Source organism: Vibrio sp. R12-SG2-ISO1, from assembly GCF_059834045.1.
The window spans coordinates 130,285-155,039 of the sequence record NZ_JCBDGO010000015.1 but is presented as its reverse complement, the minus strand read 5'-3'; the positions used below and the strand labels follow the sequence as shown (position 1 = coordinate 155,039).

The window sequence follows — 24,755 nt, the reverse complement described above, 5'->3', positions numbered from 1 at the left end:
GAGCATAGAAGGGCTATGAAACTTGTGGAAATGGTGGCGCAGCGCTTTCCGAGTCAATTAGGAAAAAACGCGACTTTATTTCATTTACACAGCAAATTACTTCGAGCGAGGACAAAACTTTGTGAGAGTGAAGAGGCTTTAGTGTGAGAGAAAAACAAAAAATGGAGAACCGAGGTCTCCATTTACTGATTGAAAAATAAGATCTTTCTTCCATGGTTAAGTCAATGGGGCGCTTTGCTGAAAACACAGCCAAGCGGTAGCGCGAAAACGCTGCTTCAAAGCGCTGTTTCAAAACACTGCTTTAAAACGCCTCTTTAAAACGCATAGAGAGATCGAGCGCTTTAAGGTGTTTGGTCAAAGCGCCGACGGAGATGTAATCCACACCTGTTTCTGCAAACTCGCGGATGGTCTCAAGCGTGACGTTGCCTGAGTTCTCAAGTGCAGCGCGCCCCGCATTGATTCTCACCGCTTCACGCATCATCTCTGTGGTGAAGTTGTCGAGCATGATGATGTCTGCGCCAGCATCGATCGCTTCTTGCAGCTCTTGCAAGCTTTCGGTTTCCACTTCTACAGATTTGCCTGGGTTCAGTTGCTTGGCCATCTTAATGGTTGGCGTGATGCCGCCGTTGGCAATGATGTGGTTTTCCTTGATGAGGTAGGCATCAAACACACCGATGCGGTGGTTAAAGCCGCCACCGCACGCCACGGCGTATTTCAGTGCACTGCGAAGGCCAGGAATGGTTTTGCGCGTATCCAGCAAGCGACAGTCAGTGCCTTGCAGCTGTTTGGCGTATTGCGCCACGGTACTCGCGCAGCCAGACAGCGTTTGGATAAAGTTCATCGCGTTACGCTCGCCGGTCAGCAGCATGCGTGATGAACCCGTTAAGGTGCACAGCACTTGGTTGGGTTCCACGGTGTCACCATCGTCGACGTTCCATTCAATCGTCACTGGGCTGCCACCGGGCTGTTCGGCAAGCTGTTTGAAAACTTCTTCTGCCCACGCTTTACCGCAGAACACTCCGTGTTCGCGGGTGATTAAGGTAGCTTGGTTCTGTGCATCTGCAGGTATCAGAGCCGCGGTAATGTCGGCTGCGGGATCCAAAGTGCCACCGAGATCTTCTTTCAGCGCGTCGGCCACCGCTCGCGTGATCTCCAGCGGAAGTTGCTGCTTCAAATATTCAAGACGTTCTTGGCTATTGTGTGTGTTTTTCATCGCAAATCTAATACGCAGTTGAACAGAGTGGGGCATGATACGCTGACTGAGCATGAAATTCAGCCATTATTCTCGCATTTTATCTCAGGCGAGATAGACTCTAGCCAGGCTATGTTTGAGTTCCGAGTCGTATAACAACATGATAGATAACCAAGGGTGGTATCAAGCGGCGCGTCATGTGCCCTCACCGTTTTTTGATCAAAGACCACAAGGTGAGACGATCTCTTTGCTGGTGGTGCATAACATCAGTTTGCCACCGGGCCAATTTGGTGGCCCCTATATCGAGCAGTTTTTTTGCGGAACGCTCGATCCCAATGCGCATCCATTTTTTGCAGTCATCCATAAAATGGGCGTCTCGGCGCATTGCTTGATTCGCCGTGATGGTGAGGTAGTGCAATTTGTATCGTTTGATGATCGTGCTTGGCATGCGGGCGCGTCGAGTTTTGCAGGTCGCAGCCGCTGCAACGATTACTCGATTGGTATCGAACTGGAAGGCACAGACACCATCGCCTATACGCCAAAGCAGTACCAAGCGCTGGCCAGATTAAGTCTAGAGTTAATGAGCGCCTACCCGCAGATCAATGTCTCTCGGGTGACTGGGCATCAGTACATCGCGCCGCTGCGCAAAACCGACCCAGGCTTGGTGTTTGATTGGCCGCGTTTTCGACGCTTAATAACGCCGGTGAATCGCGTCGGCGAAGAGTGAGCGAACGCAGAAAGTGCGTTCGTCTTAGAGTGACTCTTGGTACTCAGTAAGCACTTGTTCCACCCAGGTCGCAATGCGCTCATCGCTCAGTTCGTATTGAGAATCTTCATCGAGCGCAAGACCGACAAAGAACTGGCCATCTTCGGTGAGCGCTTTCGAGGCTTCAAATTCGTACTGCTCATCATTGGGCCAGTAACCAATCAGGTTGGCGCCGGTCTTGACGATTTCATCGTGCAGTAAGCCCATCGCGTCGAGGTACCACTCGCCATAGCCTTCTTGGTCACCAAGGCCAAACAGCGCCACGGTTTTGCCGCGGAGATCCACCGTTGGTACTTGTTGCCAAATCGCGTTCCAGTCTTCTTGAATCTCGCCAAAATCCCAAGTGGAAATGCCTAAAATCAGTAAATCGTAGTCGGCCATCTGCGAGAGGTCGGACTCTTTGACATTGTGGATGTCGAGTAAGTCTTCCCCGATGATCGCGCGCATTTTCTCTGCTGCCATCTCTGTGTAACACGTCGTAGAACCGTAAAACAGGCCGATTTTCATCATTGGTTTCCATCTTGATTGGTGTGCATACCGCGAATTCTAACCACAAAATGGCGAGCTTTGCAGCGAATATCCTCCTCAACGGTGATTTTTTATGGCTTTCTTCTAGCGAGGCACTTACATTGAAAGCCATTAAGCATCAACGTGAGAGAGTAAGTGTGTCGCAGGTGTTGACTCCGGACCAAGGAATCATTGAGCAGTTTTTAGATACCATGTGGATGGAGCGCGGGTTATCGGAAAATACTTTGGCCTCGTATCGCAATGATCTGTTTAAACTGCTGAGCTGGATGAGTGAGCACAACTATCGGCTCAGTTTTATTAGCCTCTCAGGGTTGCAGGATTATCAAAGTTGGTTGATGGACCAAGGCTATAAGCAGACGTCGCGTGCGCGCATGCTGTCGGCCATCCGTCGCTTGTTTCAGTACCTGCACCGTGAAAAGATACGGGCTGACGATCCGAGTGCCTTGCTGCTAAGCCCTAAATTACCTAAACGCTTACCGAAAGATCTCTCTGAGGCGCAGGTCGATGCGCTGCTCGATGCGCCGGACGTCAATGACGCGATGGAGCTTCGAGATAAAGCGATGCTAGAGCTGTTGTACGCCACCGGACTTCGTGTAACGGAATTGGTGAGCTTAACGATGGAAAACATCAGCTTGCGCCAAGGCGTGGTGCGGGTGATCGGTAAAGGCGGCAAAGAGCGTTTGGTGCCGATGGGCGAAAATGCCGTCGACTGGACGGAAACTTTTCTCAAACAAGGCCGGTCTGAATTATTGGGGGACACCACCTCTGATGTGGTTTTTCCGAGCAAAAGGGCGAGGCAAATGACGCGTCAAACCTTTTGGCATCGTATCAAACATTATGCGGTGAGAGCGGGCATCGACACCGAGCAGTTGTCGCCGCATGTATTGCGTCATGCGTTTGCAACGCACCTATTAAACTACGGCGCGGATTTGCGCGTGGTGCAGATGCTCCTCGGGCACAGTGATTTATCCACCACCCAAATCTATACCCACGTTGCGACCGAACGATTGAAACAGCTCCACAGTGAGCATCATCCAAGAGCCTGATTAGGCACTTTGAACCACAAGACAAGAAAGGTGAATTGAATGAGCGTATTACGCCGTATCACTCTACTGACACTGCCACTACTGTTGACGGCGCAAGCCAGTGCTGCAACAGAGCCGGCTTTCGATAAAGCGCATATTGAAGCGCGTTTTAATCAGCTTGGGCTGGAAGTGCAAGATGTTGTTCCTGCCGAGATTGATGGCTTGTTAGAAGTGCAAACCAATGGCGGCATCTTGTTTGCGACGCCTGATGGTGAGTACTTTATGGCGGGCACCTTGTACAAGTTAGACAGCAATGGTCAATATGAAGATGTACTGGCTAAGCGACAGGCTCCGATTAATGCGGCAAAAATCGACGCTTTCAAACAGACCATGATTCCGTTCAAAGCCGACAACGAACAGTATGTGGTGACCGTCTTTACCGACATTACCTGTGGTTACTGTGTGCGTCTGCACAGCCAAATGCAAGACTATAACAAGCTGGGCATCACCGTGCGCTACATGGCTTTTCCAAGACAGGGCGCAACTGGGGGCACCGCCGATCAGATGGCGGCCATTTGGGGCGCAAGTGATCCTCAGCAAGCCATGTCTGACGGGAAAACCCGACGCAAGATCCCTGAGCCAGGGGAAGACTTTGCAAAATATCAGCAGATCATTAGCCAGCATTATGCTCTTGGGCGCGAGCTAGGCATTCGTGGCACACCAGCGATCTTTCTGCCTAATGGCGACATGGTGGGGGGATACCTGCCACCCCGCGATTTGCTCGAGCGTTTAGAGCAAATCCAATAATGAGCAGGAATGAGCGATGATAGAGATTCAACGTCGTCCTGAGGCAGACATTACCCTGTTGCCTGAGAGCATCGATCCGCTGCTGCGCCGCATCTACATCAACCGGGGTATTCAAAGTGTTGAGCAGTTAGAGACAACCGCAAGAGCGCTGCATTCTTACCAGAAATTGCATGGTATTGAGGCCGCGGTGAGTTTGTTGTTTGAGGCAATTCGCCTCAATCAGCGCATCATAGTGGTGGGCGATTTTGATGCCGATGGCGCGACCAGCTCTGCGTTGTCTGTACTGGCACTGCGGATGTTAGGATCGAGCAATGTTGACTATTTGGTGCCGAATCGATTTGAAGACGGCTACGGCCTTAGCCCGGAAGTGGTCGATCAAGCGATCGAACTGGGCGCGCAAGTGATCATGACCGTCGATAATGGCGTGTCATCGATTGAGGGCGTGCGCTATGCCAAGCAGCAAGGGCTTACAGTGTTGGTCACGGATCATCACCTACCTGGGCATGAATTGCCTGAGGTCGATGCGATGGTCAATCCAAATCTCGACGAGTGCGCGTTTCCGTCTAAGGCGCTGGCCGGTGTCGGTGTCGCTTTTTATTTGATGATGGCGCTGTGCGTCCATATGCGAAAAGCGGGATGGTTTGCTGAACAAGGCATGGCGGAGCCTAAATTGATGGAGCTGATAGACCTTGTGGCGCTGGGCACGGTCGCAGACGTGGTGCCGCTAGATGAGAACAACCGCATTTTGGTGCATCAAGGACTGCAACGTATCCGTGCGGGCAAAGCAAGGCCAGGTATTCAAGCGTTGATTGAAGTGGCGAAGCGCGATGCAAAGCGTCTCGTCGCCGCAGATTTTGGGTTTGCCTTGGGGCCAAGAATCAACGCCGCCGGTCGACTGGACGATATGTCGTTTGGGGTTGAACTGCTGATGAGCAACAACATTCACGCCGCAAGACGCATGGCTTCTGAGCTTGATGGGCTGAATCAAACGCGCAAAGAGATTGAAGAGGGCATGAAGCAAGAGGCGATGGCGTTTTGTGAGCGGTTGCAGTTTGGTGAAGGGAGCCAGCTTCCTTATGGACTGGTGCTGTTTCAACGCGATTGGCACCAAGGGGTGATCGGGATTCTGGCCTCGCGCATCAAAGAGCAATTTCACCGCCCTGTCATTGCGTTTGCCGATGGCGGTGATGGTGCGATTAAAGGCTCTTGTCGCTCGATACCGGGTTTACACATGCGCGATGCGCTCGATCGTATCGATACGCAACATCCGGGGCTAATTAAAAAATTTGGCGGCCATGCGATGGCGGCCGGTTTAACCATCATGGAAAAAGATTTTGAACGCTTTGCGACTTTGTTTAACCAAACGGTGGAACAAGAGTTGGATGAAGCGGCGCTCAAAGGGGTGATCTTGTCCGATGGCGAGCTGCGCCCAGAAGAGTTTTCCATGCATACCGCGCACGTCCTTCGTTCTGGTGGGCCTTGGGGGCAAGCGTTCCCAGAGCCTATTTTTGACGGCGAGTTTATGGTGCTGCACCAAAAGCTGGTGGCCGAGAAGCACTTAAAGCTGATGTTAGAGCCACTCTATCGTGGCCACCCAACCGGGCTGACGATGGATGCGATCGCGTTTAATGTCGACTTGAGACGTTGGCCGGATGCGAGCGCCAAGACCGTCCATCTGGCTTATCGCCTCGATATTAATGAGTTTCGGGGCAATCAGTCTTTACAGCTGATGGTCGATTATATTGAAGCGAGATGAACGCTCCCGACATCTAAGAGGTTCCCTCATTGATACCGCGCCAAGCAGAAATGCTTGGCGTTTTTTTGTTTCGTTTTTTGAGAAGAGAGTTTAGAGACGAGAGTTTTGAGGTGAGAGTTTTCAGGTCTGACCAGGGAATGCGATCGGGATCCGTTACCCTGTTTTCAGAAAAATCGCTGTTGAATTCAGAAAAATGTCATCTCACCAGGGTATCGACGGTGGATAGACTATGCTTTGATGTTATTCGCTTCGTTTCATTTGTATGATGACTCAACCAAGTAAAGTGTGATGCGTGGCACGTTTTTGCCCCATCTGTTTCTCTTTTGTAATTGGTCATACCAATTTGATTGATGTTTTAATTATGAGCTGTTATCAAACTGTGACCGCATGAGTCGTTCTATGATTTGAATCAAATTTTGGCTGGAAGTTGCGTTTTAATTATGTTAATTTCCTCGCCAACATAAAATTGGTATTACCAATTGACTGCAAAGAGAAAGAAGAATAACAACTATGGCTTATCAAAGGATTCGTCAGCCAAAACTCTCCGATGTGATTGAGCAAGAGTTAGAAAGGTTGATTGTGGAAGGCACACTCTCGCCGGGGCAACAACTGCCACCCGAGCGCGAACTGGCGAAGCAGTTCGATGTGTCTCGTCCGTCTATCCGTGAAGCCATCCAGCGCTTAGAAGCGAAACGTCTTTTGACCCGCAAACAAGGGGGAGGGACGTTTGTCAGTGAAACGATTTGGACCAGTTTTTCGGATCCTTTACTCAATCTCCTATCGAGTCATTCTGAGACTCAATTGGACTTGCTGGAAACGCGTCACGCGATGGAAGGGATTGCCGCTTATTTTGCAGCTCTACGTGGTACCGAAGAAGATTTTGCTCGCATTCAGGCTTGCTTAGAGATCATCTCGCAAGCTCAGTCCACAAAAGAAGTGGACGCGGAAGCCGCGGCGGTGGTGCAGTTTTTGATTGCCCTAACCGAAGCCGCGCACAATGTGGTGTTGCTGCACATTATTCGCAGCCTTGCGCCTTTGCTTGAGCAGAACGTATTACAGAATTTAAAACTATTACACCGCCGCGATGAAGTGGTGGAGAAAGTAAGTAGACACAGGGCTAATATCGTGGATGCGATTGTTTCAGGCCAACCTGAAAAAGCGCGTGAGATGTCCCATTCGCATTTAGCTTATATCGAAGAAACATTGTTGGATTTGACTCGTGAAGAGTCGCGCAGAGAACGCTCTTTGCGTCGAATTCAGCAAGGTAACGATGCTAACTAAAACCGTTACTTAAATAAGTAGATCCAACCAACAGAAGGATAGATCGCCATGTCTGACATGAAGCATGACGTAGACGCACTTGAAACTCAAGAATGGTTACAAGCTCTTGAGTCAGTAGTTCGTGAAGAAGGTGTAGAACGTGCACAGTACCTACTAGAGCAAGTTCTAGACAAAGCTCGCCTAGACGGCGTTGATATGCCAACAGGCATCACAACCAACTACATCAACACGATTCCTGCGAACCAAGAACCAGCTTACCCTGGTGATACAACGCTTGAGCGTCGTATCCGTTCCATCATCCGTTGGAACGCAATCATGATCGTTCTACGTGCTTCTAAGAAAGACCTAGAGCTAGGCGGCCACATGGCGTCTTTCCAGTCTTCTGCTGCATTTTACGAAACCTGTTTTAACCACTTCTTCCGTGCACCAAACGAGAAGGATGGTGGCGATTTGGTTTACTACCAAGGTCACATTTCACCAGGAATCTACGCACGTGCATTCGTTGAAGGTCGTCTAACTGAAGAGCAGCTAGACAACTTCCGTCAAGAAGTAGACGGCAAAGGTATCCCTTCATACCCGCACCCGAAATTGATGCCTGAATTCTGGCAGTTCCCAACAGTATCGATGGGCCTAGGTCCAATCGCTTCTATCTACCAAGCTCGTTTCCTTAAGTACCTTGAAGGCCGTGGTCTAAAAGATACGTCAGAGCAGCGCGTATACGCCTTCCTAGGTGACGGTGAGATGGATGAGCCAGAATCACGTGGTGCTATCTCTTTCGCTGCGCGTGAGAAACTAGACAACCTATGTTTCCTAATCAACTGTAACCTACAGCGTCTAGATGGCCCTGTCATGGGCAACGGTAAGATCATTCAAGAACTTGAAGGTCTGTTCAAAGGTGCTGGCTGGAACGTCGTGAAAGTCATCTGGGGTAACAACTGGGATTCTCTACTGGCGAAAGATACGACGGGTAAGCTTCTTCAACTGATGAACGAAACCATCGATGGCGACTACCAAACGTTCAAAGCGAAAGATGGCGCTTACGTACGTGAGCACTTCTTTGGTAAGTACCCTGAAACTGCAGCGCTAGTTGCAGACATGACTGATGATGAAATCTTCGCTCTTAAGCGTGGTGGTCATGACTCGTCTAAGCTGTACGCTGCTTACAAAAACGCAGAGCAAACCAAAGGCAAACCTACGGTTATCCTAGCGAAGACGGTGAAAGGTTACGGCATGGGTGAAGCGGCGGAAGGTAAGAACATCGCTCACCAAGTTAAGAAGATGGATATGACGCACGTACTGCACCTACGTGATCGTCTAGGTCTACAAGACATCCTTACTGACGAAGCAGTGAAAGAGCTTCCGTACTTGAAACTTGAAGAAGGTTCAAAAGAGTACGAATACCTGCACGCTCGTCGTAAAGCGCTACACGGCTACACGCCACAGCGTCTACCAAACTTCACTCAAGAACTCATCGTTCCTGAGCTAGAAGAATTCAAGCCGCTACTTGAAGAACAGAAGCGTGATATCTCGTCTACGATGGCGTTCGTACGTGCACTGAACGTTCTACTTAAGAACAAGAACATTGGTCAGAACATCGTGCCTATCATCGCTGATGAAGCGCGTACTTTCGGTATGGAAGGTCTGTTCCGTCAAATTGGTATTTACAACCCGCACGGCCAGAACTACACACCACAAGACCGTGACATCGTCTCTTACTACAAAGAAGCGACGTCAGGTCAGGTTCTACAAGAAGGTATCAACGAGCTCGGTGCGATGTCGTCATGGGTTGCTGCTGCAACGTCATACTCGACCAACGATCTTCCAATGATCCCGTTCTACATCTACTACTCAATGTTCGGCTTCCAACGTGTGGGCGACATGGCGTGGATGGCTGGTGACCAACAAGCACGTGGTTTCCTACTGGGCGCAACGGCAGGTCGTACAACGTTGAACGGTGAAGGTCTACAGCACGAAGACGGTCACTCGCACATCATGGCGGGTACGGTTCCTAACTGTATCTCTTACGACCCAACCTTCGCGTACGAAGTCGCGGTCATCATGCAAGACGGTATCCGTCGCATGTACGGTCCAGAACAAGAGAACGTGTTCTACTACCTAACGCTAATGAACGAGAACTACGCAATGCCAGCAATGCCAGAAGGCGCTGAAGAAGGCATCCGTAAAGGTATCTACAAGCTAGAGACTTACACGGGCGATAAAGCGAAAGTTCAGCTGATGAGCTCAGGTACTATCATGAACGAAGTACGTAAAGCGGCTCAGATCCTAAGCGATGAGTACGGTATTGCTTCTGACGTTTACTCAGTGACGTCATTCAACGAAGTGACTCGTGACGGTCAAGCAGCAGAGCGTTTCAACATGCTTCACCCAGAAGCCGAAGCGCAAGTGCCTTACATTGCACAAGTGATGGGTACAGAGCCTGCAATCGCAGCCACTGATTACATGAAGAACTACGCAGAGCAGGTTCGTGCATTCATTCCTGCTGAGTCTTTCAAAGTGCTAGGTACTGATGGTTTCGGTCGCTCAGACAGCCGTGAAAACCTACGTCGTCACTTCGAAGTGAACGCAGGTTACGTCGTAGTTGCAGCGCTAACTGAACTAGCTAAACGTGGTGATGTTGAGAAATCTGTGATTGCAGAAGCAATTAAGAAGTTCGACATCGACACTGAGAAAACTAACCCGCTATACGCTTAATTAAGAAGGTAGATAAGAAATGGCAATCGAAATTAATGTACCAGACATCGGTGCGGATGAGGTTGAAGTTACTGAGATTCTTGTAAGCGTTGGCGACAAGGTTGAAGAAGAGCAGTCTCTGATCACAGTTGAAGGCGATAAAGCTTCTATGGAAGTGCCTGCATCGACAGCGGGTATCGTTAAAGAAATCAAAATCGCAGAAGGCGACAAGGTTTCTACTGGTTCTCTAATCATGATTTTCGAAGATGCGGCGGGCGCAACTGCGTCTGCTCCAGCGGCAGAAGCGGCGCCTGCTCCGGCAGCACCAGCAGCAGCGGCTGAGCTTAAAGAAGTTCACGTGCCAGACATCGGTGGTGATGAAGTTGAAGTGACTGAAATCATGGTTGCCGTTGGCGACAGCATCGAAGAAGAGCAATCTCTTCTCACTGTTGAAGGCGACAAAGCGTCTATGGAAGTGCCAGCACCATTCGCGGGTACGCTAAAAGAGATCAAAGTTGCAGCTGGCGATAAAGTCACGACTGGCTCACTTATCATGGTCTTTGAAACGGCAGGTTCAGGCGCTCCAGCCGCTCCTGCGGCAGTTGAAGCTCCAGTAGCAGCAGCGCCGACAGCCTCTGCGGTAAAAGAAGTAAACGTTCCTGATATCGGTGGCGACGAAGTTGAAGTCACTGAAATCATGGTTTCCGTTGGCGATACAGTGGAAGAAGAGCAATCTCTGATCACTGTAGAGGGTGACAAAGCTTCAATGGAAGTACCTGCACCATTCGCTGGAACAGTGAAAGAAATCAAGATTGCGGCTGGCGACAAAGTGTCTACTGGCTCACTAATCATGATTTTCTCTACAACGGAAGGCGAAGTAGCGGGCGCAGCACCTGCTCCTGCAGCAGCTCCAGCTCAAGCTCAATCGGCAGCACCTGCAGCTCCAGCTCCTAAAGCAGAAGCTCCAGCGGCAGCAGCTCCAGCAGCGACTGGCGATTTCAAAGAAAACGATGAGTACGCTCACGCGTCTCCAGTTGTTCGTCGTCTAGCGCGTGAATTTGGCGTTAATCTTTCTAAGGTTAAAGGTTCTGGTCGTAAGAGCCGTATCCTGAAGGAAGACGTTCAGAACTACGTGAAAGAAGCGCTTAAGCGTCTTGAGTCTGGCGCAGGTGCAGCCGCATCTGGTAAAGGCGACGGCGCGGCTCTTGGTCTACTCCCATGGCCAAAAGTGGACTTCAGCAAGTTCGGTGAGACGGAAACTCAGCCGCTATCTCGCATTAAGAAGATCTCAGGTGCAAACCTACACCGCAACTGGGTGATGATCCCGCACGTGACCCAATGGGACAACGCAGACATCACTGAGTTAGAAGCGTTCCGTAAAGAGCAGAACGCCATCGAAGCGAAGAAAGACACGGGCATGAAGATCACGCCACTTGTGTTCATCATGAAAGCGGTAGCGAAAGCACTTGAAGCGTTCCCTGCGTTCAACTCTTCTCTATCTGATGACGGTGAGAGCCTGATTCTGAAGAAATACGTCAACGTAGGTATTGCGGTAGATACGCCAAACGGCCTAGTTGTTCCTGTATTTAAAGATGTGAACAAGAAGGGCATTTACGAGCTGTCTGAAGAGCTGATGGTCGTGTCTAAGAAAGCACGTGCTGGCAAGCTCACAGCGGCTGACATGCAAGGTGGCTGTTTCACTATCTCAAGTCTTGGCGGTATCGGTGGTACAGCGTTTACGCCAATCGTTAATGCTCCGGAAGTCGGTATCCTTGGCGTGTCTAAGTCTGAAATGAAGCCAGTGTGGAACGGTAAAGAGTTTGAACCGCGTCTACAGCTTCCACTGTCTCTCTCCTACGATCACCGTGTGATTGATGGTGCAGAAGGTGCACGTTTCATTACTTACTTAAACGCGTGTCTGTCTGACATTCGTCGTCTAGTATTGTAATTCATGACTCCCCTTTACCCTCGGTGTAAAGGGGAGTCACTTTTTCTATATTCAGCAGTTCATTCGTGAATTGTTGTCTAGCTCACAGGCTAAATGGATTTACTTTTCACACCATTAACATCTCTGTAAACTGTTGGCGGTCTGAAAATAATATTGAAAAACAAACCATTCGTTGAACGATAGATTCCATACTCACTCAGCCTGTTAGGGATAATGACTACAAGAGGTCAAAATGAGCAAAGAAATTAAAGCCCAGGTGGTAGTACTTGGTGCCGGTCCTGCTGGTTACTCCGCTGCATTCCGTTGTGCAGACTTAGGTCTGGACACTGTTCTTATCGAGCGTTACAGCACCCTAGGTGGTGTTTGTTTGAACGTGGGTTGTATCCCATCAAAAGCGCTTCTACACGTGGCAAAAGTGATCGAAGAAGCGAAAGCTTTGGCTGAGCACGGTATCGTGTTCGGTGAGCCACAAACAGACATTGATAAAATTCGTCTGTGGAAAGAGAAAGTGATCAACCAATTGACTGGCGGTCTTGGCGGTATGGCTAAGATGCGTAAAGTGAACGTGGTGAACGGCTTTGGTAAGTTCACGGGTCCTAACTCGATTGAAGTGGAAGGTGAAGACGGTAAAACGGTCGTTAACTTTGATAACGCTATCGTTGCTGCGGGCTCTCGACCTATCAAACTTCCATTCATTCCGCATGAAGACCCACGTATTTGGGATTCAACGGATGCACTTGAGCTGAAAGAAGTACCAGGAAAGCTGCTGATCATGGGCGGTGGTATCATCGGTCTAGAAATGGGTACGGTTTACCACTCTCTGGGTTCTCAAATTGACGTGGTTGAAATGTTCGACCAAGTTATCCCAGCGGCAGACAAAGACATCGTTAAAGTTTACACCAAACGTATTAAGAACAAGTTCAACTTGATGCTTGAAACTAAGGTGACCGCTGTTGAAGCGAAAGAAGACGGTATCTACGTATCAATGGAAGGCAAGAAAGCACCAGCGGAGCCAGAGCGCTACGATGCGGTTCTGGTGGCTATCGGTCGTGTGCCAAACGGTAAGCTTATCGATGGTGAGAAAGCTGGGATTGAAATCGACGAGCGCGGCTTCATCAACGTTGACAAGCAAATGCGTACCAACATCCCACACATCTTCGCGATCGGCGATATCGTTGGTCAGCCAATGCTAGCGCACAAAGGTGTGCATGAAGGTCACGTTGCAGCAGAAGTGATTTCTGGTAAGAAACACTACTTTGACCCGAAAGTTATTCCTTCAATTGCCTACACTGAGCCAGAAGTGGCGTGGGTTGGTAAGACTGAGAAAGAAGCGAAAGCAGAAGGCATCAACTACGAAACGGCTACCTTCCCGTGGGCGGCGTCTGGTCGTGCTATCGCATCTGACTGTGCAGACGGTATGACGAAGCTTATTTTCGATAAAGATACCCATCGCGTTATCGGTGGTGCGATTGTCGGTACTAACGGTGGTGAACTGTTGGGTGAAATCGGCCTAGCTATCGAAATGGGTTGTGATGCAGAAGACATCGCACTGACTATCCATGCTCACCCAACTCTGCATGAGTCTGTAGGTCTAGCCGCGGAAGTGTTTGAAGGCACCATTACTGACCTTCCAAACCCGAAAGCGAAGAAGAAGTAATCCTTCTTAGACTGAAATAGAGAAAAACCGCTGATAAGTCAGCGGTTTTTTTATGCCTGTTCACTTATGCCTATTCACTGTGCTCGCTCCTGTACGTTAAAGATCAGGCATAGCGAATAGGCGTAGCTGACGAGCGTATTACTGATCGCGCTTGTAAATACAGAGCATGTTTAAGTGGCTGTTGGTCAGTTTCTCCATCGCTTCAGTATCTTGAATACGATTGGCTTGAATGAACAGCGAGTAGAACATGCCGTGGAACAGGGTCGCGAGATCGACAGGATCGTGTTTGTCACACACTTCATCGCGCTCGATGGCTTTCACAAACATATTTTGCACCAGCAGTTGGTTGGTGCTGTTGGTGGAGACAAACAGCGGCCAGACTTCATCACGAGTCGAGGCGCTCCATTCGAACCACACTTTGAGCCAGTGACAATCATTGAGCACCAACTCAACCATCGCAGAGGTCAGATTGTGCAGGTTCTCTCTCGCGTGGAGGTCTAGGTCAATATTGTCGGTGAGGAAGTTGGAGAACTGTCTGACGACATAGTTTAGAACGTCATCGACGAGATCTTCTCGGGTTGGAAAGTAGTTAAACACCGTCGCCACAGAGACTTGTGCGATCTCTGCTATGTCCGCGTGGCCACCACGTCCAATTCCGCGGCGAGCAAACACTTCCAAGGCGATTTCCATCAACTGCTGTTTGCGTTTTTGTGGAGAAAGACGTGTACGGGGTCGTTTCGCTATAGAATCCATAGTTCATTTCCTTGCCAATTGAGTTGTCGTTGTGGGCTGAGCCCTATTTAGTATTTTATTATTTGCCGTAGCATTGATGAGTGTAATGGTGCATATACTTTGGGTCAACGTTTTGAGGTGATTTAATAATCAATTTTGTTAGTTACTAATATTTCATTTTTATCAGTCCCTGGGTTTTCATCCAAGCAAACGTTTAAGAGTGAGCGCTCAAGTGTTAGACTACGCGCTTGATCATTTAGCAGTACCGGCGAGTCAAACGGCTCGGAACGGGCACATAGGCGCGAATACGCTATCCTTCAGGTACTGGCAAAACGAAAGACGAGATGGGTATGAAACATACAGTAGAAGTGATGATTTCTGAGCAAGATGTTCAGGCGCGAGTAAATGAGCTGGGCAAGCAGATCACCGAGCACTACCAAGGAAGTGAAGACTTGGTGTTGGTTGGATTGCTGCGTGGTTCGTTTGTCTTTATGGCCGATTTAGCGCGCCAAATAGACCTGACGCATCAAGTAGATTTCATGACAGCTTCTAGCTACGGCAATACCATGGAAAGTTCACGCGATGTTCGCATCTTGAAAGATCTCGATGACGACATTAAAGGCAAGGATGTGCTGATTATTGAAGACATTATCGATACAGGCAACACACTCAACAAAATCAAAGAAATTTTGTCGCTGCGTGAACCTAAATCGATCGCCATCTGTACGCTGCTTGATAAGCCTTCGCGTCGCGAAGTCGAGGTGCCTGTGGATTGGATTGGTTTCTCAATCCCGGATGAGTTTGTCGTTGGTGTTGGTATTGACTACGCGCAAAAGTATCGCCATCTTCCATACATCGGTAAAGTGGTGCCACAGGAATAAAGTGGTCACTCATAAACTGACAACACGACATTGAACAATGCCCGCGATTGCGGGCATTGTTGTTATTAGGCTATGTGTGTCAATGAACTTAGCGACACAAGAGTTTTTGTTCTGGGTTGAGGATCGCTTCCATGGCTTTCTGATAAGAGTCATCGACCGATTCTCTTGAGCTTGAACGCACGCCCAAATACTCCAGTTTACCGTCGCCAATCCCATACACAACACCGTGGATTTCCACATCCTGACCGCGCTCCCACGCATTTTGCATAATGGTCGAGTTGCCCAAATTGTACACTTGCTCCGCAACGTTGATTTCACCCAGCTTGTCCGCTTGATCCTCTAACGGCATGCCATCAAGGTAGTGACGATGCTTAAAGTAGAGATCGCGAATATGCAGTAGCCAGTTGTTAATCAGGCCAAGTTGCGGATTGTCGATCGCCGCTTTCACCCCGCCGCAGCCATAGTGACCACACACGATAATGTGCTTCACCTTCAACACATCCACCGCGTATTGCACCACAGACAAACAGTTGAGGTCGGTGTGAATGACTTGGTTTGCCACATTTCGATGAACGAAGAGCTCACCAGAGTACAACCCGGTTAGGCGCTCTGCTGGAACACGGCTGTCTGAACAGCCAATCCACAAGAAGCCTGGGCTCTGTCCTTGTTCCAATTGAGTAAAATATTCAGGTCGCTCGGCTTTGATCGACTCTGACCACTTAGAGTTATTGTCAAATAACTGTTTAATCTCTGGCATCTTACTTATCAATCCTAAAAAAATGTTTCATCACTATACATAATGTTACAAATTCACACCCGTAAAAAATCAGTAAAAAGGCACTCATCTGACGAGTTTAGGGATGAAAATACATAAACTTAGTCGAGATCCTAACAAACAGTTATAAAGTAGTCGGAATGTGATACCAATTACTGTTACTGCTGAGGGGTAACATTTGTTAGAGTGATGTTTTTGCGGCATTTCGCCTCAATAATCTGATTTTTCACGTCAGATAGTAGCATAAATTTTATGGTTATTGGTTTTCCACTTGGTATTCACGTGCTGAAGCTAAGTGGTGAAAGATGTTGTTAAGCATGGAGCAAGGTTGTGCTTGGAAATCGATTTGAAGATATCAATATTAAAGGCGATCTGTTTGGCGGTGTGACCACAGCGATCATTTCTCTGCCACTCGCACTGGCGTTTGGTGTGGCGTCAGGCGCTGGGGCTGAGGCGGGTTTATGGGGGGCGATCATGGTCGGTCTGTTCGCTGCCCTGTTCGGTGGTTCGAATACTTTGATCTCAGAGCCGACGGGTCCAATGACAGTGATCATGACCGCCGTTCTCACCAGCATGATGGCCAAATACCCTGAAACGGGTATGGCGATGACCTTCACTGTGGTGATGATGGCGGGCGCATTCCAGATCTTGATTGGAACATTAAAGCTCGGGAAATACGTCACTTTGATGCCATATAGCGTGATCTCCGGGTTTATGTCGGGTATTGGCGTGATCTTGATTATCCTTCAGCTCTCGCCGTTATTGGGGTATGCCGCCCCTGCTGGTGGTGTGGTTGGCACGCTTTCCGCTTTGCCTGACACCTTGGCCAACATGAAATTCAGTGAGCTGCTTCTTGGCGCGTTGACCTTGGCCATTTTGTTCTTTTTCCCTAAACAGTATCGCAAATATGTCCCTGCGCAGTTGGTTGCGCTTGTGGCGGTGACCTTGCTCTCCGTCGTGCTGTTTGAGCCTGACGCGATTCGTCGGATTGGTGAGATTCCTGCGGGTCTGCCTTCTCTGGTGATGCCGCATATCGATCCCTCGATGCTGGTGGAAATGGTGATCGATGCCTTGGTACTGGGCACGCTGGGCTGTATTGATACCCTGCTGACTGCGGTTATCGGTGACTCGCTCACGCGTAAAGAGCACGACTCCGACAAAGAGCTCCGTGGTCAGGGCCTTGCCAACATGGTCTCAGGTCTGTTTGGTGCTCTGCCGGGGGCGGGCGCAACCATGGGCACGGTGACCAACATTCAAGTGGGGGCGCGTTCTCCGCTCTCAGGCGTGATTCGAGCACTGATTTTGGCCTTAGTGGTGCTGGTGGCCAGTGGCTTAACCGAACCTATTCCGATGGCGGTGTTGGCTGGTATTGCGGTGTATGTCGGATTTAACATTCTTGACTGGAGTTTTATCCAGCGTGCGCACAAGGTTAGCTTTCCGGGCATGGCCGTCATGTATGGTGTGATGCTGTTGACGGTGTTTGTGGATTTGATTGTCGCTGTGGGGCTAGGGGTGTTTATCTCCAACATTATCATTATTGAGCGCCTTAGCCGCGAGCAAGCGAGGCAGGTTAAAGCAATCAGTGATGCGGACCAAGACGATGTACCACTGACTGACAGCGAGCGCGCCTTACTCGATAAAGCCAACGGTAAAGTGCTGTTCTTCTATCTCTCCGGCCCGATGATTTTCAGTGTCTCTAAAGCGATTTCGCGTCAACACAGCAGTATCTCTGACTATCAAGCGATGATCTTGGATTTGACCGATGTGCCTATGATTGATGTCACCGTCGGGCTAGCGTTGGAAAACGCCATCAAAGACGCATTGGACGCCAAATGTCAGGTTTACTTGCTCTGCCCGAACGAAAATACCCGTCAGCAACTTGAGAAGTTCCACGTGATTGATCTCGTGCCAAGTGACAACACCTTTAAGTTCCGTTACGAAGCACTGAAAGCCGCGTTGAAACATGTCGATGAGACACCGGAAATCGGTGACTCAATCTAATTGAAATTCGGTGTACGCTCCCCATTCGCCTTACACAGTGGGGAGCGTATCTGGTGCGAATCCAGTCTTCCTATCACGTTCCCTTTTCACGCTCTATTTTTCACCCTATATGTTTTCGCTATAACTTCTGATTTCTATATTTCCAAAAAAGTCGAAAGGTTTAATTGTAATCAACCGCGTTCGTCGATACACTGATTACCATTCATCGCCCCAATTCTGAGGCGATAAGCAAGACCAACAGGTACAGACAACCATTATGTATGCACTAGAAATAGACCAGCTACGTAAAACGTACGCCGGTGGCTTTGAAGCGCTCAAAGGAATCAGCTTACAGGTAAAAAAAGGGGATTTTTACGCCTTGCTTGGGCCCAATGGTGCGGGTAAATCCACCACTATTGGCGTCATCTCGTCATTGGTTAACAAGACTTCGGGCACAGTGAAAGTGTTCGGATATGACATTGATACCGATCTTGAGCTCGCCAAACAAAACTTAGGCTTGGTCCCGCAAGAGTTTAACTTTAACCAGTTTGAAACCGTTGAGCAGATCGTATTGCAGCAGGCCGGGTATTACGGTGTGCCAAAGTCATTAGCCAAAGAGCGGGCGAAAACGTATCTCACTAAGCTCGATTTGTGGGAAAAACGCGCCGAGCGAGCGCGCAATCTGTCGGGTGGCATGAAGCGCCGTTTGATGATCGCCCGTGCGCTGATGCACGAGCCACAGCTTTTGATTCTCGACGAGCCGACCGCCGGCGTTGATATCGAGCTGCGTCGTTCGATGTGGCAGTTTTTAAAAGAGATCAACCAAGAGCAGGGTATCACCATTATTCTGACCACGCACTACCTCGAAGAAGCGGAAATGTTGTGTCGCAATATTGGCATCATCAGTAAAGGTGAGTTGATTGAAAACACCACCATGAAATCCTTGCTGAGTAAGCTGACGGTGGAAACCTTTATCCTGGATCTGCAAGAGGGTGTCGAGGTCGCGCCATTAGAGGGCGTGATTCGTCAGCAGCTCACGGCGGGCTCTTTGGAGATTGAGATCGACAAGTCGCAAGGTTTGAACGACATCTTCAGCCAATTGAGTGAGCAAGGTGTTACGGTTCAGTCAATGCGCAACAAAGCGAACCGTTTGGAAGAGCTGTTCGTGACCATCGTTAGAGAGGGGGCGAAGTAATGCTTCAGTTGTATTGGACGGCGTTTTGCAGTCTGTTAACCAAAGAGATCAACCGCTTTACCCGTATCTGGGTGCAAACCTTAGTGCCGCCAGCGATCACCATGACGCTCTATTTCATTATCTTTGGTAGCTTGATTGGGTCGCGTATTGGGGAAATGAACGGCTTTAGCTACATGGAGTACATTGTACCGGGTTTGATTATGATGTCGGTCATCACTAACTCTTACTCGAATGTCGCCTCGTCGTTTTTCAGTGCCAAATTTCAGCGCAATATTGAAGAGCTGTTGGTCGCGCCAGTGCCTAACTATGTGATCATTCTAGGCTTTGTGATGGGCGGCGTGGTGCGTGGGCTATTGGTTGGCACTATCGTCACCTTTGTGTCACTGCTGTTTGTTGATCTGCAAGTGGAGCACTGGGGGATCATCATCGCGACAGTATTCATGACCTCGGTGGTGTTCGCTTTAGGGGGATTGATCAATGCCGTCTACGCGAAAACCTTTGATGACATCTCTATCATCCCGACGTTTGTTTTGACGCCGTTAACCTACTTGGGTGGCGTGTTCTATTCGATCAGCTTGTTGCCTGAGTTTTGGCAAGGGGTATCGAAGATAAACCCCATCGTCTACATGGTAAACGCTTTCCGTTACGGATTCTTGGGTGTGTCTGATGTGGGTATTGTCACCTCTTTTGGGGTCTTGAGTGTGTTTGTGCTGGCCTTGTATGGCGTGGCACACTACCTCGTCACTAAAGGCATCGGATTGCGTTCTTAAACCGAGATGACTCTTTTAGTGGAACAAAAAAGAGCGGAATAAAAAAGGTTGGCGAAATGCCAACCTTTTTACGTTCTGCGATTTACGTACCGGCAATTATGCTTTGCTCGACTCGGCGCTCTCGCTGGTCGCTTCATCTTCGTTGCCACTGGCTTCCGATGAGGAGTTTAACTCGACCACTTGGTTGTCGATAAGGCGAGCCTTGCCCAAAAAGGCCGACATCAAGATCACCGCTTGGGTGGTCTCTGTGGTGATTGCTTGCAGGGTGCGTGCATCTCGAATGAAGATCTCATCCGGTTGCAGGCCTGCGGCGCGGAGCTGATCGCTCGCATCTTCAATGATCGATGCGTAGTCATCGCGCCCACCACGCATGGCACTGCTGATCCAGCGCATCGTGCGTGCTAATACCGGGGCGAGTTGACGCTCTTCAAGCGTCAGCAAGCCGTTACGTGAACTCATGGCTAATCCATCCATCTCACGCACGGTCGGTACACCAATGATCTCAATATCCATCGCTAGATCGAGCGTCATCTTACGAATGACCGCTAACTGTTGGAAATCTTTTTCACCAAAGCAGGCAACGTCAGGCTGAACGATGTTGAACAGCTTAGTCACCACGGTCGCCACCCCTTTAAAGTGTCCAGGACGTGAAGCACCTTCAAGAATGGTGGATAAACCTGGGACATCGACCGATGTCTGTTTATCGAGCCCTTCAGGGTAGATGGTCTCGGGTGTCGGCGTAAAGACTACCTCGACGGCTTCACCGCTGAGTTTGGCTAAATCGTCGTCGAGTGTGCGCGGATAGTTATTGAGATCATCCGCTCTATCAAACTGCATGGGGTTGACGAAAATACTCACTACCACCACATCGGCGTTTTCACGCGCTTTGCGCACCAGCGTCAGGTGACCTTCGTGTAAATTGCCCATAGTGGGAACAAAAGCAACCCGACGGCCATCACGCTTATACTGTTTGATTTGCTCTCTGAGAGCGGCAATATCAGCAAAAGTTTGCATGGGTTTGATCCTTAAGCAATCGTGTGAGCGTCATCTGGGAACGCTCCACTCTCTACATCCTCTTTGTATTTCGCTACAGCTTTACGCATGTCGCCCGTTTCGGCAAGGAAGTTTTTCGAGAACTTAGGCATGTAATTGGCTGAAATACCGAACATATCGTGCATAACGAGGATCTGACCATCGGTCACATTGCCCGCACCAATACCAATCACTGGCACATCACACACTTCGGTAATGCGTCTTGCCAGCTCGGCAGGAACACACTCTAGCAAGATGATTTGTGCGCCCGCTTCTTGAAGCGCAAGCGCATCACGCACCATGCGATCGGCTTTGTCTTGCTCACGACCTTGCACTTTGAATCCGCCAAAAATATTGACAGATTGCGGCGTCAAGCCAAGGTGCGCACACACAGGTACGGCGCGCTCAGTCAGCATTTTTACGGTTTCAACTAACCAGTCGCCACCTTCGATTTTGACCATGTTTGCCCCGGCACGCATCAGCGTTGCGGCGTTTTCACACGCTTGTTCCGGTGTGGCATAGCTCATGAAAGGCATGTCCGCCATCAGTAGGCAGTTTGGGCTGCCCGCACGTACGCAGCGAGTATGGTAAGCCACTTCATCAACTGTGACCGGCAGTGTGCTGGTCGTGCCTTGCAATACCATACCAAGGGAATCACCCACCAAAAGAACAGGCATTTCCTGACTTTCAAATAACTGCGCAAAGCTGGCATCGTACGCCGTCGAGGTGGCGAACTTACGGCCTTCTTGCTTCCATTTCATCAAGTCATTAATCGAGATTTTTTTCATTTTTCTTTCCTTACCATGAGGGTGGCAGGCGCAATCATTGAGACGACTGCCATTGACGCAGGCCGTTTCTGTCTACTTGCTTGAGCAGTTCAGAGAGCCTGGCCCCATCTGGGAGCGTTAAATTTGGTGCGATTTCGGCGAGCGGGTAGAGAACGAATTCTCTCTCTTTCATTCCATAGTGAGGAAGCGTTAATCGCTCGGAATCCATCACCTCATTGCCGTAAAGAATGATATCGAGATCTAAGGTTCTTGGGCCCCAGCGTTCATCTTTACGGACACGCCCTTGAGATTGTTCAATCGCTTGGGTGCAATCGAGCAGTTCAATGGGCGTTAATCCTGTTTCAATCGCCACCACGGCATTGATGTAATCCGGCTGATCTTGTGGCCCCATAGGGCTACTGCTGTAGAGCGCGGAGGTGGCGATAAAGCGCGATTTTGGCAGCGATTTGAGCGCTTCAATTGCCTCATTCGCTTGGGTCACAGGATCAGACAAATTGCTGCCGACAGCAATGTATGCGGTGATCATGATGACGCCTTGCTGCGCTTTTTACGGTTGGTTCTGCGGCGACGTGTTTTTGGCTCGCCGGTCTCATTGGCATCGAGGTCAGCGACCATAGCTTGACGCATATTGCGCCCGGCGTTTTGGAAGGTCTCCCACCATTTGGCCAGCGCTAGGGTCTCCCCTTGCTCGACTTCACCGCGCATCTCTAGGAAATCAAAGCCAGCGCGGAACTTGTTAAGCTCAAGCAGGCGGAACGCACGCTTGCCATTGCGGCGCGGCATACGCAGTTGCAATTGCCAGATCTCACGAATGGTTGCAGTGTGACGACGAGGAATCGCGATGGTGCGCACTTGCTCATCGAGCACTAGGTTGCTCGCTTCCATAATCGCGTCATACTCAGAGAGCTTTTGCTTTTCCATCAACTGAGCGGCTTTTTCTTGCAACGGATACCACAGCATCGCCGCGAACATAAAGGCAGGGTTGATGCGCTTGCCTTCCTCAATGCGCTGATCGGTAGAGTCGAGTACCAGATCCAGCATCTGCTCGGTTGGAGACGAGTAATCTTCGGTAAAGTACTGCGCAATGGTCGGGAAGAGTTGCTGGAACAGGTTGTACTCACGCATCAAGTGATACGTCTCTAAGCCATAGCCCGATTGCAGCATTTTGAGTGACTCTTCATACAAGCGCGCAGCAGGGATGTCTTGAAGAAGGTGTGCCAGCTCTTCAATTGGGGCTGCGGTCTCTTCTTCGATATCAAAGTCCAGCTTCACCGCAAAGCGAATCGCGCGCAACATGCGCACAGGATCTTCGCGATAGCGTGTGTCGGGATCGCCAATCAAGCGAATCAGCTTATCTTCGAGGTCTTCCATGCCGCCCGCGTAGTCGTGAATCGAGTAGTCGCTGATGTTGTAGTACATCGCGTTCACGGTGAAATCGCGGCGCTCAGCGTCTTCATCGACAGTGCCGTAGACGTTATCGCGCAGCAACATCCCTTCTTTCGATTGTTGAGAGACGTTTTTGCTTGGCTCTTGGTGATGGCCGCGGAACGTCGCCACCTCGATGATGTCTCGACCAAACATGATATGCGCGAGACGAAAACGTCGACCGATTAAGCGACAGTTTTTAAACTGTTGGCGGATTTGTTCCGGGGTCGCATTGGTCGCGATATCAAAGTCTTTGGGGGATTGATTAAGCAGCAGATCGCGAACACCTCCTCCTACGAGGTAGGCGTCATAGCCTGCACCATGAAGACGGTATAGCACCTTCAATGCATTATCGCTGATCTGTTTGCGTGAGATATTATGCTCTTGGCGAGTAATAATATTTAACGAAAGCTGCGGATAAACTTGAGTTTCGTTGGGTGTATCGTCGTTTTTATTCATGTGCTTCTAGCTGTTATTCGGTGTTTGCCTAGTCAGGTTGATGTTCCAATCCGTATGCAGATTGCGTGCTGAGCCTTGGTTTTCCTTAGGCGTTGCGGTCATGTTCAGCCCAATTCGGCGCGAATTTGCGGCTAATGATAGCCTACGGGGAGCGGTTTGAGAATATGGGTGTGATCTCGATCGGCTGAGGGAGTGCCTCAATCGACCAATTCTCCACGCCCCAAGCGATGATCTCTTCCACGCTCCCAGAGAAGAGTTCTGGCGTCATTGGTAAACCCAAAAAGCGCATCGCATCGAGCAGCGCGGGTATCGGGTCTTGTAGGTCAATCGCCGGCGCATGGTTCTGCTTCGATAGCTTTTGCCCGTTATCACCGATGGCGAGCGGCAAGTGCAAATAGCTCACCGGTGTTTGTCCGAGTAATTTATACAGGCTGATTTGTCTGCCTGTTGGCTCAATCAAATCGGCGCCGCGCACCACTTGAGTCACGCCTTGCTCGATATCATCCAATACTACCGCAAGGTTATAGGCAAAATAGCCATCGCGACGTTTGATAATAAAATCTTCATCTGCGAGCGCACGTGGGATGTCAATGGTGCCATGTTTGAGGTCGTCAAACTGATACGTTGGCTGGGACATGGTGAGCCTGACTGCGCACGATGTGGTGTCGCTCAGCGCTTTGTCACGGCAAATGCCCGAGTAAAAGCCGCCCGTCGCTTTGATTTGTTTGCGCGTGCACTGACACAAATAGGCATCGCCGCTGCGTCGCCACTGGTCAATTTGCGCTTGATAAGCGTCTAAACGCTGGCTTTGGTAAAGGATCTGACCATCCCAATGCAGGCCATACGCTTCTATGGTTCTTAGGATGAGATCGGCTGCCCCTGGCACCTCTCGTGGAGGGTCAAGGTCTTCTATGCGTACCAGCCACTGCCCTTGCTGCGCTTTGGCTTGAAAGTAACTGCCGAGGGCGGCAACCAATGAGCCAAAATGGAGCGGGCCTGAGGGGGAGGGAGCAAAACGGCCAATCATATTCGTCATAGATAAAAACCAAAAAGGGAGCCAATGCTCC

At 49.8% G+C, this 24,755-nt stretch carries 21 protein-coding genes; 12 read left to right on the top strand and 9 right to left on the bottom strand.

What is annotated here, in order from left to right:
* Window positions 1–301: 301 nt before the first annotated feature.
* Window positions 302–1,213, bottom strand: coding sequence for a carboxylating nicotinate-nucleotide diphosphorylase (nadC, locus tag AC6R10_RS11130; protein ID WP_500672269.1), 912 nt, complete (start codon window positions 1,211–1,213; stop codon window positions 302–304).
* Between the two features lie 139 nt (window positions 1,214–1,352).
* Here nadC and ampD point away from each other — a divergent pair, with 139 nt between their 5' ends.
* Window positions 1,353–1,919: a 1,6-anhydro-N-acetylmuramyl-L-alanine amidase AmpD gene (gene ampD, locus AC6R10_RS11125; RefSeq protein WP_500672268.1), complete on the top strand. Its 567-nt coding sequence runs from the start codon at window positions 1,353–1,355 to the stop codon at window positions 1,917–1,919.
* Window positions 1,920–1,943: 24 nt separating this feature from the next.
* Here ampD and fldB read toward each other — a convergent pair whose 3' ends face one another.
* The gene (gene fldB, locus AC6R10_RS11120) at window positions 1,944–2,465 is read right to left on the bottom strand and encodes a flavodoxin FldB (protein WP_500672327.1); all 522 of its coding nucleotides are present in this window, start codon (window positions 2,463–2,465) and stop codon (window positions 1,944–1,946) included.
* A gap of 170 nt (window positions 2,466–2,635) precedes the next feature.
* Between fldB and xerD the strand changes: the two genes are divergently transcribed.
* The 7 genes from xerD to lpdA all read left to right on the top strand — a co-directional run bounded on the left by xerD (window position 2,636) and on the right by lpdA (window position 13,651).
* On the top strand, window positions 2,636–3,532 hold the full coding sequence (gene xerD, locus AC6R10_RS11115; RefSeq protein WP_420378222.1) for a site-specific tyrosine recombinase XerD: 897 nt from the start codon (window positions 2,636–2,638) through the stop codon (window positions 3,530–3,532).
* A 39-nt stretch (window positions 3,533–3,571) separates the two neighbouring features.
* Entirely contained in the window at window positions 3,572–4,318 is a 747-nt protein-coding gene (locus AC6R10_RS11110; RefSeq protein ID WP_500672267.1) for a thioredoxin fold domain-containing protein, read from the top strand.
* 16 nt (window positions 4,319–4,334) lie between these two features.
* Entirely contained in the window at window positions 4,335–6,074 is a 1,740-nt protein-coding gene (recJ, locus tag AC6R10_RS11105; protein ID WP_500629311.1) for a single-stranded-DNA-specific exonuclease RecJ, read from the top strand.
* Between the two features lie 510 nt (window positions 6,075–6,584).
* Complete coding sequence (pdhR, locus tag AC6R10_RS11100) at window positions 6,585–7,355, top strand: pyruvate dehydrogenase complex transcriptional repressor PdhR (RefSeq protein ID WP_334553897.1); 771 nt, start codon at window positions 6,585–6,587, stop codon at window positions 7,353–7,355.
* A gap of 48 nt (window positions 7,356–7,403) precedes the next feature.
* On the top strand, window positions 7,404–10,067 hold the full coding sequence (aceE, locus tag AC6R10_RS11095; RefSeq protein WP_500672266.1) for a pyruvate dehydrogenase (acetyl-transferring), homodimeric type: 2,664 nt from the start codon (window positions 7,404–7,406) through the stop codon (window positions 10,065–10,067).
* A 19-nt stretch (window positions 10,068–10,086) separates the two neighbouring features.
* On the top strand, window positions 10,087–11,994 hold the full coding sequence (gene aceF, locus AC6R10_RS11090; protein ID WP_500672265.1) for a pyruvate dehydrogenase complex dihydrolipoyllysine-residue acetyltransferase: 1,908 nt from the start codon (window positions 10,087–10,089) through the stop codon (window positions 11,992–11,994).
* Between the two features lie 232 nt (window positions 11,995–12,226).
* Complete coding sequence (gene lpdA, locus AC6R10_RS11085) at window positions 12,227–13,651, top strand: dihydrolipoyl dehydrogenase (RefSeq protein WP_334553903.1); 1,425 nt, start codon at window positions 12,227–12,229, stop codon at window positions 13,649–13,651.
* Between the two features lie 138 nt (window positions 13,652–13,789).
* On the opposite strand, the gene AC6R10_RS11080 is transcribed toward lpdA, so the two are convergent.
* Entirely contained in the window at window positions 13,790–14,404 is a 615-nt protein-coding gene (locus AC6R10_RS11080; RefSeq protein ID WP_487902112.1) for a LuxR/HapR/OpaR family quorum-sensing transcriptional regulator, read from the bottom strand.
* Between the two features lie 329 nt (window positions 14,405–14,733).
* Between AC6R10_RS11080 and hpt the strand changes: the two genes are divergently transcribed.
* Complete coding sequence (gene hpt, locus AC6R10_RS11075) at window positions 14,734–15,264, top strand: hypoxanthine phosphoribosyltransferase (RefSeq protein ID WP_334553906.1); 531 nt, start codon at window positions 14,734–14,736, stop codon at window positions 15,262–15,264.
* 88 nt (window positions 15,265–15,352) lie between these two features.
* Here hpt and can read toward each other — a convergent pair whose 3' ends face one another.
* On the bottom strand, window positions 15,353–16,021 hold the full coding sequence (gene can, locus AC6R10_RS11070) for a carbonate dehydratase (protein WP_334553908.1): 669 nt from the start codon (window positions 16,019–16,021) through the stop codon (window positions 15,353–15,355).
* Window positions 16,022–16,369: 348 nt separating this feature from the next.
* Here can and AC6R10_RS11065 point away from each other — a divergent pair, with 348 nt between their 5' ends.
* The 3 genes from AC6R10_RS11065 to AC6R10_RS11055 all read left to right on the top strand — a co-directional run bounded on the left by AC6R10_RS11065 (window position 16,370) and on the right by AC6R10_RS11055 (window position 19,984).
* Window positions 16,370–18,040: a SulP family inorganic anion transporter gene (locus tag AC6R10_RS11065; protein ID WP_500672264.1), complete on the top strand. Its 1,671-nt coding sequence runs from the start codon at window positions 16,370–16,372 to the stop codon at window positions 18,038–18,040.
* 256 nt (window positions 18,041–18,296) lie between these two features.
* On the top strand, window positions 18,297–19,214 hold the full coding sequence (locus tag AC6R10_RS11060; RefSeq protein ID WP_334553911.1) for an ABC transporter ATP-binding protein: 918 nt from the start codon (window positions 18,297–18,299) through the stop codon (window positions 19,212–19,214).
* Complete coding sequence (locus AC6R10_RS11055) at window positions 19,214–19,984, top strand: ABC transporter permease (protein WP_334553913.1); 771 nt, start codon at window positions 19,214–19,216, stop codon at window positions 19,982–19,984. The genes AC6R10_RS11060 and AC6R10_RS11055 overlap by 1 nt, the downstream gene beginning before the upstream one ends.
* Window positions 19,985–20,080: 96 nt before the next feature.
* Here the strand turns inward: AC6R10_RS11055 and panC are convergent, their stop codons facing one another.
* The 5 genes from panC to gluQRS form a co-directional block, all read right to left on the bottom strand.
* Complete coding sequence (gene panC, locus AC6R10_RS11050; RefSeq protein WP_487902110.1) at window positions 20,081–20,998, bottom strand: pantoate--beta-alanine ligase; 918 nt, start codon at window positions 20,996–20,998, stop codon at window positions 20,081–20,083.
* An 11-nt stretch (window positions 20,999–21,009) separates the two neighbouring features.
* Window positions 21,010–21,804 carry a 3-methyl-2-oxobutanoate hydroxymethyltransferase gene (gene panB / locus AC6R10_RS11045; protein ID WP_334553917.1) on the bottom strand — a complete coding sequence of 265 codons (795 nt, stop codon included), beginning with the start codon at window positions 21,802–21,804 and terminating at the stop codon, window positions 21,010–21,012.
* A 34-nt stretch (window positions 21,805–21,838) separates the two neighbouring features.
* The gene (gene folK / locus AC6R10_RS11040; protein WP_487902109.1) at window positions 21,839–22,330 is read right to left on the bottom strand and encodes a 2-amino-4-hydroxy-6-hydroxymethyldihydropteridine diphosphokinase; all 492 of its coding nucleotides are present in this window, start codon (window positions 22,328–22,330) and stop codon (window positions 21,839–21,841) included.
* Window positions 22,327–23,688, bottom strand: coding sequence for a polynucleotide adenylyltransferase PcnB (gene pcnB / locus AC6R10_RS11035; protein WP_334553919.1), 1,362 nt, complete (start codon window positions 23,686–23,688; stop codon window positions 22,327–22,329). The genes folK and pcnB overlap by 4 nt, the downstream gene beginning before the upstream one ends.
* A 142-nt stretch (window positions 23,689–23,830) precedes the next feature.
* On the bottom strand, window positions 23,831–24,724 hold the full coding sequence (gene gluQRS, locus AC6R10_RS11030; RefSeq protein WP_500672263.1) for a tRNA glutamyl-Q(34) synthetase GluQRS: 894 nt from the start codon (window positions 24,722–24,724) through the stop codon (window positions 23,831–23,833).
* Window positions 24,725–24,755: the final 31 nt, after the last annotated feature.

Coding starts and splice junctions, on each gene's coding strand:
- nadC (WP_500672269.1), bottom strand. CDS start 1,213: ATGAAAAACACACACAATAGCCAAGAACGTCTTGAATATTTGAAGCAG.
- ampD (WP_500672268.1), top strand. CDS start 1,353: ATGATAGATAACCAAGGGTGGTATCAAGCGGCGCGTCATGTGCCCTCA.
- fldB (WP_500672327.1), bottom strand. CDS start 2,465: ATGAAAATCGGCCTGTTTTACGGTTCTACGACGTGTTACACAGAGATG.
- AC6R10_RS11110 (WP_500672267.1), top strand. CDS start 3,572: ATGAGCGTATTACGCCGTATCACTCTACTGACACTGCCACTACTGTTG.
- recJ (WP_500629311.1), top strand. CDS start 4,335: ATGATAGAGATTCAACGTCGTCCTGAGGCAGACATTACCCTGTTGCCT.
- pdhR (WP_334553897.1), top strand. CDS start 6,585: ATGGCTTATCAAAGGATTCGTCAGCCAAAACTCTCCGATGTGATTGAG.
- aceE (WP_500672266.1), top strand. CDS start 7,404: ATGTCTGACATGAAGCATGACGTAGACGCACTTGAAACTCAAGAATGG.
- aceF (WP_500672265.1), top strand. CDS start 10,087: ATGGCAATCGAAATTAATGTACCAGACATCGGTGCGGATGAGGTTGAA.
- lpdA (WP_334553903.1), top strand. CDS start 12,227: ATGAGCAAAGAAATTAAAGCCCAGGTGGTAGTACTTGGTGCCGGTCCT.
- AC6R10_RS11080 (WP_487902112.1), bottom strand. CDS start 14,404: ATGGATTCTATAGCGAAACGACCCCGTACACGTCTTTCTCCACAAAAA.
- hpt (WP_334553906.1), top strand. CDS start 14,734: ATGAAACATACAGTAGAAGTGATGATTTCTGAGCAAGATGTTCAGGCG.
- can (WP_334553908.1), bottom strand. CDS start 16,021: ATGCCAGAGATTAAACAGTTATTTGACAATAACTCTAAGTGGTCAGAG.
- AC6R10_RS11060 (WP_334553911.1), top strand. CDS start 18,297: ATGTATGCACTAGAAATAGACCAGCTACGTAAAACGTACGCCGGTGGC.
- AC6R10_RS11055 (WP_334553913.1), top strand. CDS start 19,214: ATGCTTCAGTTGTATTGGACGGCGTTTTGCAGTCTGTTAACCAAAGAG.
- panC (WP_487902110.1), bottom strand. CDS start 20,998: ATGCAAACTTTTGCTGATATTGCCGCTCTCAGAGAGCAAATCAAACAG.
- panB (WP_334553917.1), bottom strand. CDS start 21,804: ATGAAAAAAATCTCGATTAATGACTTGATGAAATGGAAGCAAGAAGGC.
- folK (WP_487902109.1), bottom strand. CDS start 22,330: ATGATCACCGCATACATTGCTGTCGGCAGCAATTTGTCTGATCCTGTG.
- pcnB (WP_334553919.1), bottom strand. CDS start 23,688: ATGAATAAAAACGACGATACACCCAACGAAACTCAAGTTTATCCGCAG.
- gluQRS (WP_500672263.1), bottom strand. CDS start 24,724: ATGACGAATATGATTGGCCGTTTTGCTCCCTCCCCCTCAGGCCCGCTC.